Source organism: Streptomyces xingningensis (assembly GCF_054957865.1).
The window spans coordinates 32,431-46,571 of the sequence record NZ_JBDJPF010000006.1; the positions used below are offsets into that span (position 1 = coordinate 32,431).

At 69.3% G+C, this 14,141-nt stretch carries 15 protein-coding genes; 11 read left to right on the forward strand and 4 right to left on the reverse strand.

All coding sequences use genetic code 11. The features are described 5' to 3' along the window. The first annotated feature begins 1 nt into the window (after position 1). The 6 genes from kdpA (at position 2) to ABCR83_RS05065 (ending at position 7,310) form a co-directional block, all read left to right on the forward strand. A complete protein-coding gene (gene kdpA / locus ABCR83_RS05040) occupies positions 2–1,666 on the forward strand; it encodes a potassium-transporting ATPase subunit KdpA (RefSeq protein WP_462693556.1) in 1,665 nt (554 codons plus the stop codon). After that, a complete protein-coding gene (gene kdpB / locus ABCR83_RS05045; protein WP_462693557.1) occupies positions 1,666–3,765 on the forward strand; it encodes a potassium-transporting ATPase subunit KdpB in 2,100 nt (699 codons plus the stop codon). The genes kdpA and kdpB overlap by 1 nt, the downstream gene beginning before the upstream one ends. 22 nt (positions 3,766–3,787) lie before the next feature. Next, positions 3,788–4,411, forward strand: a complete 624-nt coding sequence (gene kdpC, locus ABCR83_RS05050; protein ID WP_462693558.1) for a potassium-transporting ATPase subunit KdpC — start codon at positions 3,788–3,790, stop codon at positions 4,409–4,411. Between the two features lie 103 nt (positions 4,412–4,514). Then, on the forward strand, positions 4,515–5,198 hold the full coding sequence (locus ABCR83_RS05055) for a response regulator (protein WP_462693675.1): 684 nt from the start codon (positions 4,515–4,517) through the stop codon (positions 5,196–5,198). Between the two features lie 121 nt (positions 5,199–5,319). Then, positions 5,320–6,066 (forward strand): 3-keto-5-aminohexanoate cleavage protein, encoded by a 747-nt coding sequence (locus ABCR83_RS05060; protein ID WP_462693559.1) that lies wholly within the window; start codon positions 5,320–5,322, stop codon positions 6,064–6,066. Positions 6,067–6,293: 227 nt separating this feature from the next. Next, a complete protein-coding gene (locus ABCR83_RS05065; protein ID WP_462693560.1) occupies positions 6,294–7,310 on the forward strand; it encodes a cation diffusion facilitator family transporter in 1,017 nt (338 codons plus the stop codon). A gap of 38 nt (positions 7,311–7,348) precedes the next feature. On the opposite strand, the gene ABCR83_RS05070 is transcribed toward ABCR83_RS05065, so the two are convergent. After that, a complete protein-coding gene (locus tag ABCR83_RS05070; protein ID WP_462693561.1) occupies positions 7,349–8,113 on the reverse strand; it encodes an alpha/beta fold hydrolase in 765 nt (254 codons plus the stop codon). A 234-nt stretch (positions 8,114–8,347) separates the two neighbouring features. Here ABCR83_RS05070 and ABCR83_RS05075 point away from each other — a divergent pair, with 234 nt between their 5' ends. Then, the gene (locus ABCR83_RS05075) at positions 8,348–9,103 is read left to right on the forward strand and encodes a metallophosphoesterase family protein (RefSeq protein ID WP_462693562.1); all 756 of its coding nucleotides are present in this window, start codon (positions 8,348–8,350) and stop codon (positions 9,101–9,103) included. Between the two features lie 55 nt (positions 9,104–9,158). On the opposite strand, the gene ABCR83_RS05080 is transcribed toward ABCR83_RS05075, so the two are convergent. From ABCR83_RS05080 to ABCR83_RS05090, 3 genes are all read right to left on the reverse strand, one after another. Further along, positions 9,159–9,884: a 5-formyltetrahydrofolate cyclo-ligase gene (locus tag ABCR83_RS05080; protein WP_462693563.1), complete on the reverse strand. Its 726-nt coding sequence runs from the start codon at positions 9,882–9,884 to the stop codon at positions 9,159–9,161. 117 nt (positions 9,885–10,001) lie between these two features. Next, a complete protein-coding gene (locus ABCR83_RS05085) occupies positions 10,002–10,385 on the reverse strand; it encodes a DUF6255 family natural product biosynthesis protein (protein ID WP_462693564.1) in 384 nt (127 codons plus the stop codon). Further along, a complete protein-coding gene (locus ABCR83_RS05090; protein WP_462693565.1) occupies positions 10,382–10,540 on the reverse strand; it encodes a hypothetical protein in 159 nt (52 codons plus the stop codon). Before ABCR83_RS05090 ends, ABCR83_RS05085 begins: the two co-directional genes overlap by 4 nt. 232 nt (positions 10,541–10,772) lie before the next feature. Here ABCR83_RS05090 and ABCR83_RS05095 point away from each other — a divergent pair, with 232 nt between their 5' ends. The 4 genes from ABCR83_RS05095 (at position 10,773) to ABCR83_RS05110 (ending at position 13,977) form a co-directional block, all read left to right on the forward strand. Beyond that, entirely contained in the window at positions 10,773–11,081 is a 309-nt protein-coding gene (locus tag ABCR83_RS05095; protein WP_462693566.1) for a putative quinol monooxygenase, read from the forward strand. 8 nt (positions 11,082–11,089) lie between these two features. Continuing rightward, positions 11,090–12,325 carry a helix-turn-helix domain-containing protein gene (locus ABCR83_RS05100; protein WP_462693567.1) on the forward strand — a complete coding sequence of 412 codons (1,236 nt, stop codon included), beginning with the start codon at positions 11,090–11,092 and terminating at the stop codon, positions 12,323–12,325. 169 nt (positions 12,326–12,494) lie between these two features. Continuing rightward, positions 12,495–13,103 carry a restriction endonuclease gene (locus ABCR83_RS05105; RefSeq protein ID WP_462693568.1) on the forward strand — a complete coding sequence of 203 codons (609 nt, stop codon included), beginning with the start codon at positions 12,495–12,497 and terminating at the stop codon, positions 13,101–13,103. Positions 13,104–13,176: 73 nt separating this feature from the next. Then, positions 13,177–13,977, forward strand: a complete 801-nt coding sequence (locus ABCR83_RS05110; RefSeq protein WP_462693569.1) for a maleylpyruvate isomerase family mycothiol-dependent enzyme — start codon at positions 13,177–13,179, stop codon at positions 13,975–13,977. The last annotated feature ends 164 nt before the right edge of the window (positions 13,978–14,141 follow it).

Below are 14,141 nucleotides of genomic sequence, written 5' to 3' on the forward strand. Positions count from 1 at the left end.
ATTGTCCGACACCCTCGCCGGCTGGCTGCAGATCCTCGCTCTCATCGGGGCGCTCGCGCTGTCCTACCGGCCCCTGGGCGACTATCTCGCCCGCTGTCTCACCACCTCACGGCAGCTGCGCGTCGAGCGGCTGCTCTACCGCGTGGGCGGGGTGAACGGCGACGCCGACCAGACCTGGGCGGCATATCTGCGCAGCGTGCTCGCGTTCTCCTTCGTCTCGGTCCTCTTCCTGTACGGATTCCAGCGGCTGCAGGATCATCTGCTGCTGTCGCTGGGGATGAAGCCGGTCCCGCCGGACCTGGCGTTCAACACCGCCGCGTCCTTTGTGACGAACACCAACTGGCAGGCCTATGCCGGTGAGTCGACGATGGGCCACCTGGTGCAGATGGCGGGCCTGGCGGTGCAGAACTTCGTCTCGGCGGCGGTGGGCATCGCGGTGGTGGCCGCGCTGATCCGGGGATTCACCCGGAAGCGGACCAACCGCGTCGGCAACTTCTGGGTCGACCTGACCCGGATCGTGCTGCGGGTACTGCTGCCGATCGCCTTTGTCTTCGCCCTGGTGCTGGCGGCGGCCGGGGTGGTGGAGAACTTCCACGGTGTGCAGTCGGTCACCTCGCTGGCCGGTCAGCACCAGGGCATCACCGGCGGCCCGGTGGCCTCGCAGGAGGCCATCAAGGAACTCGGCACCAATGGCGGCGGCTTCTACAACGCCAACTCCGCGCACCCCTTCGAAAACCCCACGCCATTCACCAACCTGGTGGAGATCTACCTGCTGTTGGTCATCGGGTTCGCACTGCCGCGCACCTTCGGCACCATGGTCGGCGACCGCCGCCAGGGCTACGCGATCCTCGCCGTCATGGGGGTGATCTGGGCGGCCTCGGTGGCCGTTGTCACCGCCAATGAGCTGCACAGCGTGAGCAGTTCGGCCGGGCATGCGGCGGGCGGGATGATGGAGGGCAAGGAGCAGCGGTTCGGGATCTGGGCCTCGGCGCTGTTCGCGGTCTCCACCACGCTCACCTCGTGCGGTGCCGTCAACTCCGCGCATGATTCCTACACTCCGGGCGGCGGCGGGCTGCTGATCTTCAACATGATGCTGGGCGAGATCGCGCCCGGCGGCACCGGCTCGGGGCTGTACGGGATCCTCATCGTCGCCGTCATCGCGGTGTTCGTGGCCGGGCTGATGGTCGGCCGGACGCCCGAGTACCTGGGCAAGAAGCTGGGCAGCCGGGAGGTCAAGTTCGCCTCCCTGTACATCCTCACCACCCCGGCCCTGGTCCTGGTGGGCGCGGGCATCGCGATGGCGCTGCCCGGCGAACGGGCCGCGATGACCAACCACGGGCCGCATGGCTTCGCGGAAGTGCTCTATGCCTTCACCTCCGCCGCGAACAACAACGGCTCGGCCTTCGCGGGCCTGCAGGCCAACACGCCCTGGTTCAACACGGCCCTGGGCCTGGTGATGCTGCTGGGCCGGTTCCTGCCGATGGTGTTTGTGCTGGCCCTGGCGGGAACGCTGGCCGGCCAGCGGCAGGTGCCGGTCACGGCGGGCACCCTGCCCACCCACCGGCCGCAGTTCGTCGGTCTGCTGACGGGCGTGATCCTGATCGTCGTCGGCCTCACCTACTTCCCGGCGCTGGCGCTGGGGCCGCTCGCGGAAGGGCTGCACTGATGTCCATCACCACCGTTCCGGCTGCGCCGGATGACAAGCACCTGCCGCACCGGGTGTCGGGCGGATTGCTGGATCCCCGGCAGCTGTTCACCTCGTTCCCGGACGCGGTGCGCAAGCTCGATCCACGGCTGATGGTCCACAACCCGGTGATGTTCGTCGTCGAGGTCGGTGCGGTGCTGACCGCGCTGTCGGCGATCGAGGATCCCGGGATCTTCCCCTGGGTGATCACGGTCTGGCTGTGGCTGACGGTGGTCTTCGCCAACCTCGCCGAGGCGGTGGCCGAGGGCCGGGGCAAGGCCCAGGCGGACACGCTGCGCCGGGCACGGACCGATACCGTGGCCCGTCGGCTGTCCGCCTGGCGGCCCGGGGCGAGCGCGCCCGAGGAGGAGGAAGTACCGGCGGCGGAGCTGCACTTGGGCGATCATGTGGTCGTCGAGGCCGGGCAGATCATCCCCGGTGACGGTGATGTCGTCGAGGGCGTGGCCAGCGTGGACGAGTCGGCCATCACCGGTGAGTCGGCGCCCGTCATCCGGGAGTCGGGCGGTGACCGGTCGGCGGTCACCGGCGGTACCAAGGTGCTGTCCGACCGGATCGTCGTCAGGATCACCTCCAGGCCGGGCGAGACCTTTATCGACCGGATGATCGCCCTGGTGGAGGGCGCGGCCCGGCAGAAGACGCCGAACGAGATCGCCCTCAACATCCTGCTCGCCTCGCTGACCATCGTGTTCCTGATCGCGGTGGTCACCCTCCAGCCCTTCGCGCTGTTCGCGGGCGCCGAGCAGAGCATCGTCATCCTGGTCTCGCTGGTCGTCGCCCTGATCCCCACCACCATCGGGGCGCTGCTCTCCGCGATCGGCATCGCGGGCATGGACCGGCTGGTCCAGCGCAATGTGCTGGCCATGTCGGGACGGGCCGTGGAGGCCGCCGGGGACGTCAACACCCTGCTGCTGGACAAGACCGGCACCATCACCCTGGGCAACCGCCAGGCCGCCGAGTTCCTCCCGGTCAAGGGGGTGAGCGCGGACGACCTCGCGGATGCGGCCCAGCTGTCCTCGCTGGCCGACGAGACGCCCGAGGGCCGCTCGATCGTCGTCCTCGCCAAGCAGAAGTACGCGCTGCGGGCGCGCTCCGAGGGCGAGTTGGAGCACGCCCGGTTCGTTCCGTTCACCGCGCAGACCCGGATGAGCGGGGCGGACGTGGACGAGCGCAGCATCCGCAAGGGCGCGGCGGGCGCGGTCACCGCCTGGGTGACCATCTGTGGCGGCCGGGTGGGCGACGAGGTGCACGAGATCACCGAACGGATCTCGCAGAGCGGTGGCACCCCCCTGGTGGTGGCCGTCGACGACCCGGCCGGAGCCCGGGTGCTCGGGGTCATCCACCTCAAGGACGTGATCAAGGAAGGCATCAGGGAACGGTTCGCCGAACTGCGCCACATGGGCATCAGGACCGTCATGATCACCGGTGACAACCCGCTGACCGCACACGCCATCGCTCAGGAGGCGGGGGTCGACGACTTCCTGGCCGAGGCCACGCCCGAGGACAAGATGGCGCTGATCAAGCGGGAGCAGGCCGGCGGCAAGCTGGTGGCGATGACCGGTGACGGCACCAATGACGCTCCGGCGCTGGCCCAGGCGGATGTGGGGGTGGCCATGAACACCGGCACCTCGGCCGCCAAGGAGGCCGGGAACATGGTGGACCTGGACTCCAACCCCACCAAGCTGATCGAGATCGTGGAGATCGGCAAGCAGCTGCTGATCACCCGGGGCGCGCTCACCACCTTCTCCATCGCCAATGACGTCGCCAAGTACTTCGCGATCATCCCGGCGATGTTCGCGGTGGCCTACCCCGGCCTGGACAAGCTCAACATCATGCGCCTGCACAGCCCGACCTCGGCCATCTCCTCGGCGATCATCTTCAATGCGCTGATCATCGTCGTCCTGATCCCGCTCGCGCTGCGCGGTGTGCGCTACCGGCCGTCGTCCGCGGCCGCGCTGCTGGGCCGCAACATCTGGATCTACGGGCTCGGCGGGCTCGTCCTGCCCTTCCTCGGCATCAAACTCATCGACCTGGCCGTCCAGTTCATCCCCGGCCTGCACTGACGGCAACGGAAGGCGACCATCCATGCTCCTCCACCTCCCGCCCATCCTGCTGCGGCATCTGATGGCGCTGCGCATGCTCCTGGTGTTCACCGTGATCACCGGAATCGCCTATCCGCTGGCCGTCCTGGGCATCTCCCAGGCCGCGTTCGGCCACCAGGCCAATGGCTCCCTGATCGAGGACCACGGCAGGCCCATCGCCTCCGCCCTCATCGGCCAGAGTTTCGCGCTGCCGCGGGGCGGCCCCGACCCCAAGTGGTTCCAGCCCCGCCCCTCCGCCGCCGACGCGGGCAAGGGCGCGGGACCGTACGACCCCACCGACTCGGGGGCCTCCAACCTCGGCCCCAACAACCGCGACCTGGTCAAGGCCATCGAGGACCGCCGGGCGGCCGTGGCCGCCTTCGACGGCGTCCCCCCGCGCTCCGTACCCGCCGACGCCCTGACGGCCGGCGGTTCCGGCCTCGACCCGGACATCTCCCCGGCCTACGCCCACGAGCAGGTGGCCCGGGTGGCCAAGGCCCGCAGGCTGCCGGTCCGGCGGGTGCGGGCGCTCGTCGACCGTGAGGTGCGCGGCCGGTCCCTCGGCTTCCTCGGCCAGCAGCGCGTCAACGTCGTCGAGCTCAACCGCGGCCTCGCCGCACTGCGTTGACCCCGGCCGCCCGGCAGCGCGAGATCCGGAGCGCCGCCGGGCGGCTCCCCGCACACCTCGACCACCCGGCTGCACGGAGGTAGTCAGGACCATGAACCCAGGCCTGAAGCATGTCCTGATCGTCGACGACGAACCACAGCTGCTGCGAGCGCTGAGCATCAACTTCAAGGCCCGCCACTACAGCGTGGCCACCGCCGCCAACGGCTGCGCCGCGCTGCGCGCCGCCACCCAGCGGCCGCCCTGCGCCGTGCTCCTCGACGTCGAACTGCCGGACATGAGCGGCATCAAGGTCATACATTCCCTGCGGACCTGGAGCCCCGTCCCCATCCTTGTGCTCTCCGGCCGCACCGGGGCCACCGACAAGGTCACCGCGCTGGACGCCGGCGCCGATGACTATGTGACCAAACCCTTCTGCATGGACGAACTCTTCGCCCGGCTCCGCGCGGTGCTGCGCCGGCCCCCGGCCCTCGAGGGCCGCACCACGGTCCGGCTCGGCCACTACACCGTCGACTTCACCGCCTGCACCATCCACTCCCGGGTCGTCCACGACCGGGCCCTGCACCTGACCCCCACGGAATGGCGCGTCCTCACCGCTCTCGCCCGTACCCCCGGCCGCCTCGTCACCAGCCGTGAACTCCTGCGCACCGTCTGGGGCCCGGGCAACGAAAACCGGACCAACTACCTCCGCATCTATCTGGCCACCCTGCGCCGCAAGTTGGAGGCCGAACCCTCCCACCCCCGCCACCTGATCACCGAGCCCGGCCTCGGCTATCGCTTCGAGCCGTGAAGCCGCCCCCCGCGAACACATCGCATCCGGCCGGCAGCCGCAGAGGGGTCGTACGACCACACGGAGTGAGCGGCCACCCCTCGCGAGGCCGTTGTCAGACCCTCGTGGGACGATCGGCCACATGCTCCAGGTATGCCTCAATGGCCCCCGAACCCGGGCCGAATGCGATCATCTCCCCATCACCCCGCACGAACTGGCCGCCGCCGCGCGCGAGGCCGTGGCGGCCGGGGCGGAGAACATCCACCTCCACCCCAAGGACCACAAAGGCGAGGACTCCCTTGAGGCCGCCCATGTCGACGCCGCGGTGAGTGCCGTGCGCGCCGCGGTCCCGGGCATCCCCATAGGCGTCACCACCGGAGCCTGGGCCGTGCCCGATGCCGGGCAGCGTGCCCGGCTCGTCCGCTCCTGGACGGTGCTGCCCGACCACGCCTCGGTGAACTGGCATGAAGACGGCGCCACGATGGTCGCGGAAGCGCTGCTGGAGCGGGGCGTCGGGGTCGAGGCCGGGATCTGGTCCGGCACCGAGGCCGCGGAGCGCTTCCTCGCCTGGCCGGAAGCGCACCGCGTGCTCCGTGTCCTGGCCGAGGTGATGGACGCCGACCCGCGGACGGCGCCGGGCGCGGCCACGTCGCTGCTCGGCCGGCTCACGGCCGGCGCAGGGCTGCCGATCACGGGGCTGCCGATCCTCCTCCATGGCATGGACGGCTCCGCCTGGCCCGTCCTGCGCCTGGCGGCCACCCGCGGTCTGGACACGCGGATCGGCCTGGAAGACGTGCTCCACCTGCCGGACGGAAAGCCCGCCGCGAGCAACGCCGACCTGATCCGAACCGCACACGACCTCATCCGGTCGGCTCAACGGGATTGCTGAACCCTCAATGCAGCGCGGGCGGCGGGTGCGGCCGCCGGCTTTGTCCGTGCTCAGGCACAGTGACGCAGACGACCGCGTCGTGTGTGGCGCAGGCGGTCACGTCCGGGCGCTCGTACGACTGGTGGCGTACATGGCAGCGTGGACCGGCAGGTGCGAACGCATCGCACCTGGTCAGAGGGTGCAGGACGGTCATGGCTGCAATCGAATTCGCATGCGATGGTGGGCATATGAGGGACCACGTGCACACCCACGCCCCCGTCCACCGCTCACGCCTGCGCCACCGGATCGCCCACCTGTTCACCCCGCACAGTCACGATGCGGCCGACCGGATCGACCCGGCGATGGAGGCTTCGGCCGAGGGAATGCGCACCCTGTGGCTGTCACTGGCGATCCTGGGACTGACCGCCGTGCTGCAGGCCCTCGTTGTGGTGCTGTCCGGTTCGGTGGCGCTGCTGGGCGACACCCTGCACAACGCGGCCGACGCGCTGACCGCCGTACCCCTGGGCATGGCCTTCATCCTCGGCCGCCGGGCGGCCAACCGCCGCTACACCTACGGCTATGGCCGCGCCGAGGACCTGGCGGGCATCGCCATTGTGCTCACCATCGCGGCCTCCTCCGCGCTGGCCGCCTGGGCGGCGTTCGACCGGCTGCTCAACCCCCGTGACCTCAGCCATCCTTGGGCGGTCGCGGCCGCCGCCGTGATCGGCTTCGCGGGCAATGAGTGGGTGGCCCGGCACCGTATCCGCACCGGCCGCAAGATCGGTTCCGCCGCCCTGGTCGCCGACGGCCTGCACGCCCGGACCGACGGCTTCACCTCCCTCGCCGTCCTCCTCGGCGCGGGCGGCTCCGCGCTCGGCCTGCGCGCCGCCGACCCCCTCGTCGGCCTGCTGATCACCGTCGCGATCCTGCTGGTTCTGCGGGACGCGGCCCGCGAGGTCTACCGGCGCCTGATGGACTCCGTCGATCCCTCGCTGGTCGACACCGCCGAGTCCGCGCTGCGCGACGTGCCGGGGATACGGGGCATCGGCCAGCTCCGGCTGCGCTGGGTCGGGCACGCCCTGCGCGCCGAGGCCGACATTGTGGTCGACCCCGAACTGACCGTGATCGCCGCCCACCGCCTGGCGGTTGACGCCGAGCACGCCCTCCTGCACGCCATCCCCCGCCTCGTCGCCACCACGATCCACATCGACCACACGGCGGCACGAGGAACCGATCCCCACGCAGCATTGGCACACCACTCCTGATCGGAGCGCGGGCGCTTTCCCGGAGGTGGGCGGGCTCTCTAGCCCAGGACCTTGCGAAGAACCTGGTTGAAGCGCTCGGCCTGGTCCTGCTGGGACATGTGGCCGGCGCCTTCGATGACTGCCAGCCGGGCATTGGGGATCAGGCCCGCGCACTCAAGGGGAATATCGAGCGGGACCTCGGTGTCCAGTTCGCCATGCAGGAACGTGGTGGGCACACGCACCTGGCCCAGGCGGCCGCGCGGGTCGTAGTCGGCCTGGTCGGCGATGAGTTGGTCGATGAGGAAGGTCGACTCCAGGAGCTGGCGGACCGTCCAGTCGATCACCGCGGTGCCGGCGCCGGGGCGGTACCACTGCGGGACGATGCGAGCGAGCGTGCCCGCCCGGTCGGCACGCAGGTCCACCAGGAGCTTGCCCACCGCCTCCCGCATCCCCGAGAAGTGGTGAATGCCGGCGTCGACGGGGATGATGGCGCCGATCTTGTCCGGAGCGGCCAGGGCGGCCTCGACGGTGAACGCTCCCGCGATCGACGATCCGATCAGCACGGGCTGGTCCAACGCCAGGGCGTCGATGAACTCCAGGATGTCGTCGGTGACCTCGGTAATGGTGTAGCCGGTGACGGGCCGGTCGGAACGGCCGCAGCCCCGCAAGTCGACGGTGATCACACGGTGGTCGGCCATCAGGTCGGCAACCTGGCTGTCCCACACCCGGCCACTGGTGCCCCAGCCGTGCAGGAACACCAGGACGCGGCCAGTGCCATGGTCTTCGTAATAGAGCCGGGTGCCGTTGACGGTCGCGTAGGTCATCGTCTCTTCCCTCCTCCGGCATTCCTGCCGAATGCCGCCCTCGCTGAGCTGCGCAGGCATGAGCAATTACAGCGGGGAGGCCGGTGACGACCAATGAGCGATCCACTCCTGGACTAATCGGTAATCGTGATGAATTCGAAGTGCTCGTAGAACTGCGGCAGCTGCGCTGCTTCGTGGGCGTGGCGGAGGAACTGCACTTCGGGCGCGCCCCGTAGACCCATGACAATGGGGCGCATGCCGAACCGCATAGCCGTCCTCTCCGACATCCACGGTGTCCTGCCTGCCCTGGACGCGGTACTCGCCGAACCGGACGTACGCACCGCGGACCGCATCGTCCTCACCGGTGACCTCGCGGCCGGCCCACAACCGGTCGAAGTCCTGGACCGCTTGCGCGCGCTTGGCGACCGCGTCGCCTGGATCAGCGGCAACGCGGACCGCGAACTCGTCGAATACCGGCGCGGGCTACGGGACGCCATCCCCGATCCGATCGCCCCCTGGTCCGCCGGACAACTGCGCGCTGATCAGGTCGACTTCCTCGCGGCGCTGCCACGGTCGTTGTCGCTGCCCGTACAGGGCTTGGGCCGCGTGCTGTTCTGCCACGCCACGCCCCGCGACGACGGGGAGGTGGTGCTGGTCGACTCCCGCCTCGAGCGCTGGCAGGAGGTGCTCGGCGAACTGGACGCCGATGTCCGGACGGTGGTCTGCGGGCACACCCATATGCCGTTCGTACGTCTCGCCGGGCACCGCCTGGTCGTCAATCCGGGCAGCGTGGGCATGCCATACGGTCGGCCGGGAGCGCACTGGGCGCTACTGGGGCCGGGGGTTGAGCTGCGGGTCACGGAATTCGACGTGGAGTCGGCCATTGCGGACGTCCGCCGGGGATCCTCCTACCCCGAGGTCGCCGAGTGGGCGGACTGCTTTCCGCGCGCGCGGGCATCCGATGCGGAGGCGCTTGAGGCCTTTGCGCCAGGTGACGGTCGAGCCGATTGAGCCGTCACACCAGTAGCCCGGCGCTTGATGTCGCCCTCGCTCGGTAGGCGTCGCCTCACCTGTGGGCATGCCTGAGTTGCAGAGCCGGGATCGCGGCAATCTTCTCGGGGTCCAGGTGGCCCCAGAGGATGCCGGTGGGGCGGTGTGGGTTAGGGCAGCTGATGGCATCGTCGGGCGTGATGATCAAGTCGACGCTGACGTCGTGATCGGTGGCGGGAATTGCGGTGTCCACGACCTGGAGCGGGTGCACGGTGGTGACGACGAGGGTGTCGGGGCTGATGAGCCCTGCCTCGATCAGGAGGGCGAATTCCAGGTCGGAGTAGCCAGCTCCTTTGCCGACGCGGATGCCGTCCCGGTTCACGGCGACGCTGCCGAGGACCACTATCTGGATGGGGCAGAGGGCGTCGACATCGACCGTGGGGGCGATGGTCGCCGCGACGCGGCTGGACGCGGCTTCGACAGGCGGGACGGTTATCTCGTCGGGGTCGAGCAGGTAGAACGGGCGGGGGCCGGCGAGTCTCGGCACGGCCATGTAGACGGTCTTTCCGTCAGCCAGTGCCTGGGCGCGGACGGGGAGTTGTGCCTTGTCGGGCACTGCCTTGATGATCGTGGCGGCCTGCCAGGCGGGCAGAGCGGCAAGGCGGGCGGCCGCCACGCCTGACCCCTTGAAGTTCGGGATGCGGCCGTGGACCGAGACGTCGTGGACGGCCGCGGCGGCCTCCAGCGCGTCCCAAACCTGCTGGCGTACGAGCTCTTTGGCCTGGTCGTGCTCGGTGGGCACCGGTTGATCTCCTTTGCCGCTCACTGCGCCGCCATCAAGGCCAGCAGCCTGTCGTGTACGCCCTGGACACCCGGCATCTCGCTCGCTCCCCACCATGGTGGACGCGGCCCTCGCCGACTACGTCCCGGCCTGAGCGGCGGCCGACACCCCGAACACCGTCTTCATGACGACTGTGGCCGAACTGGTCAGTCTGGCTAGGGGACTTGTGCTCCCCGTCGGCCTCCTCAGCCGAGCGGAGCCGACCGCCGACCCGCAGGGCGGCAGCCTCTCCGGCAGCTCCAGGGCAAGGCCGAGCGCCCGGTAGTCCACGAAGCGCCGGATGCCACACCCGCCGCACGTCATTACGCCACCCCTCAGCAACCAACCATCCGCAGGGTGTGCACAGTTCACACCTCGTGGACCACGCCTTGCCGAACTCACCGGCACCGCAGCGTCCGCCGCAGTCTGTGCATCCGGGCGCGACATTCGGCCAGGAGTCCCCGCGATGGGCCGGACTCTCATGAGTGGGCCAATCGCTGATGCCGCCCCATGGCGACGATCACCGACTCGACCATCCGGCGATTGCCCAGCCGTGCGGCCTCGTTGTGCTTTTTCTTGATCTCCTGGCACTGCGCGCAGCGCACAGGCGCGGCAGAGTCGCTAGCCTGGCTGTGCATCGAACCTCCTGCTCAGATCAGGGGTGAGATGTCGGCCTCGGCGGGGGCTCGCGGTGGTACCAGCACCTGTGAGCCCGGACCGTCGAGGCCTCTTCTTTGCCGCCATCTCGAACACGCTGAGTCGTGACTCAACTACGAAGCTAGTAGCAGTTTTTCTGCGAGTCAAGAATTTCTGCGACTACCACGCATATCTGTGCTCTGACAGTCTTGGCGCGACCCGAAAGGAGGGAACATGACCGCAGGCTTCGGTCTCGTCGTCCGTTTCACGCTGCGTGACGCGAGTGCCGCGGAAGGGTTCGACGAGTTGGTGTCCCGGACGCTGGAGGGGATCCGGCAACAAGAGCAAGGCACGGTCGTGTACGTGAACCACCGCGTACCGGATGAGCCGAACGTACGGGTCTTCTACGAGCTCTACCAAGACCGTGCGGCCTTCGAAGCCCATGAACGGCAGCCGCACACCCGGCACTTCCTCGAAGCTCGCAAAAGGTTCGTCTCCAGGACCGACGTGACCTTCCTGGAACGCGTCGACGGCACAGCATGAAGAGACCGGTGACATCCGAAGCACAGTGCTCATTCGGCGCACGAGTCGCGGAGCTGCGTACCCAGCGCGGTCTGACACAGAAGGCCCTGGCCGCCGAGGTGGGCCGCACCACGAGTTGGCTGTCACAGGTGGAGCGCGGTGTCCAGCCGGTCAACCGGCTGGACGTCCTCCGGCTTCTTGCCAACGGCCTCGGAGTTCCACTCCAGGAACTGCGGCCCGACGTACCCCTGCCCCAGGAAGCGAACGAGGCGACCTCTGAACCGAACGATCTCGATCAAGTCCGGCTCCTCATTACCGGTCACCCAACACTCGATGTCGTTCTCGCCCCGGACCACAGCGCTCCGGGTCCGTCACTCGCCGAACTGGAATCGGCGGTGGACCACGTCTGGTTCCTCGTACATCGCGACCGGTTCGCGGAGTTGAGTACATCGCTGGGCTCGCTGATACCGCAGTTGGAACGCACGACGCGGACAGCCGACACCGATGAACGCCCCAGGGCTCACGGCCTGCTCGCGCGCAGCTACCACGCACTGTCGGCGGCCTTCGTCCGTCAGAACGAGGCGGACGCCGCCTGGGTGGCGGCCGACCGCTCCATCGCCGCCGCCGAGCAGTCCGGCAACGCATTGGAAGTATTCGCCGGTGTCTTCCGACTCGCCCATGCCTTCGTCCGGCTCAAGCGCTACGACCAGGCAGAACATTCAGCCCAGTCCGCGGTGAATGCGCTCGGCCGACACACCGACCGTACCGGGCCGACCCCGGAGTCCCGCTCCCTCCTGGGTTCCCTGCACCTGATCCTCGCGCTCGTGCACGCACGCTGCGGGAACCGCGCAGACGCACGGCGCGAGACGCTGCTGGCCCGCCATGCCGCTCAACAACTCGGCGAAGACCGCAATGACTTCAACCTGGAGTTCGGCCCGACAAATGTAGAGATCCAGGCGGTTTCCGTTGCCGTCGACCTCGGTGACGCGGGCGAAGCCATCGAGATCGGTGAACGGCTGGATGCCACCGGGCTGTCGATCGAGCGCCGGGCCTGCCTCGCCCTGGACCTCGGGCGAGCGCATACACAGCTCCGCCATGAGCAGACGGCTCTCCGGTACTTCCTGCACGCGGAAGAGCTGGCTCCGGAGGCAATCCGGTCCCACATCACCGCACGCTCCGCAATCCGGGACTTGATGCTCATCGCCGGTCGTTCCGCGCCTTCCGAACTGAGGGCTCTTGCCCAACGGACGGATGCGATGTCCTGAAGGCGAGGCGGCCGAAATCGTCCCCTTGTCGCGTGCCCCCGGCATTTCCACACTGGCTGGCGGGATACCGGAGGAGGCGGGGGGCGGGATGGCGAAGGCCCGGCGGTCAAAGCGACGGCACTCGCGCAAGAAGCGGGCAACTGCGCGTCAGTGGGCCGGGTTTGGCACCGTGACCGTGCTGAGCGCACTGGCCCTCGGCTGGAGCAGCGTCTGGCCCCTTGTCGTCGGGATCGCCGGCCTCGGCGCCGTGGGCGGTGCCGCCCGGTGGCTCTGGGTGGAGCATCGCCGGGCCACCCGTGGTGATCAAACCTGGCGGGCGGGAGAGGAGCGCAGGGCCCGCGAACTGACGATGAAATCGGTGGACGCCCTGACCTGGCAGGAGTTCGAGCGGTATGTCGCGGATCTGTGCCGACGCGATGGCTGCACCGAGGTCATGGTCAGCGGCAAGGCGGGCGACCTGGGGGCGGACGTCATCGGGCTGATGGCCGACGGACGGAAACTGGTCATCCAGTGCAAGCATTACGCCCCGCACCGAAAGGTACCGAGCGGGGACATGCAGAAGTTCGTCGGAACGGCCAGACTGGAACACCGGGCGGACGTGGCACTGTTCGTGGCCACCTGCGGCTTCACCAAGGAGGCGGGCGAGCTCGCCCTGCGGCAGGGCATCTGTGCCATGCACCGTGACCTGCTCGGCTCTTGGGTCAAGGGCGCCCGGCTGGAGTCGCTGCTCCCTCTCAACGGCGCGGGCGGCGGTGGCCGCGCCCGGCACCGCAGCTGAGGCGGCGGCCGGACGGTCGTGCCCGGTCGAGGACCGGCACATGGCGGACCCGGCCGGAGGGCAGAGTGAAGCCGTGGATTACCTCCCCCATTTCCATCGCGAGTGCCTGGCGTTCGAGGCCGCGGTCCGCCGGACGATCGGCGCGGACACAGCACCCCTGGTTCCGTCCTGTCCCGGCTGGTCGGTGTCCGACCTGGCCGCGCACCTGGGCGGGGTGCACCGCTATGTGGCCCACCTCATCAGAAGACGGTTGCCGGAACAGCCGGACGTCACAGATCCCGCCATCTTCGAGCTCCCCGCGGACCTCGAGGGCTGGCCGATCCCGTTGGAGGGCGCCCCGCACCGAGGGCCGGTACCGGCGGGCCTGGTCGACTGGTTCGCGGATGGGGCGACCGCGCTGGAAGCGGCGTTCCGGGGCGGCGATCCGGGCGAGCGGGTGTGGAGCTGGTCGCGGGAGCACTCCATCGGGTTCTGGATGCGCGTGCAGGCCATCGAGGCGGCTGTTCACCGCTGGGATGCCGAGAACACCACCGGGGTGCCCCGTCCGGTCGAGGCCGAACTCGCGAAGGACGCCGTGGCCCAGACCTTTGAGGTCATGGCACCGGCCCGGCGGTCCTGGCAGCAGGCCCCGCCCGGTTCGGGGGAACGGTTCAGGTTCCGGCAGGCCGATGGCACCGGCGACTGGACGGTGCACTTCGAGGGGGACGACATCCGGCTGGGCGGGCAATCCGGCCCTTGTGACGTCGAGTTGGCCGGCACCGCATCGGACCTGATGCTGTTCCTCTGGCACCGGATCCCGGCCGACCGGCTCGGTGAGGTCAAGGGGAATCGGGAGGTGCTGGACCGCTACTTCACGCTCGTTCCGCCGGTGTGACCGTGCACGCGTGCATCATCGTCCAGGCGTGCTCGGCGTCGGAGAAGGATCTCTCTGGTAGAACGCGCCGAGGTGGAAGTGACGGATGGTGTCGACGTTGAGCACCGGCCCGACCGGCCTCAGGCATCCGGAGGCAGCGGCCGGGGTCGCAGGTACGGTGGCGA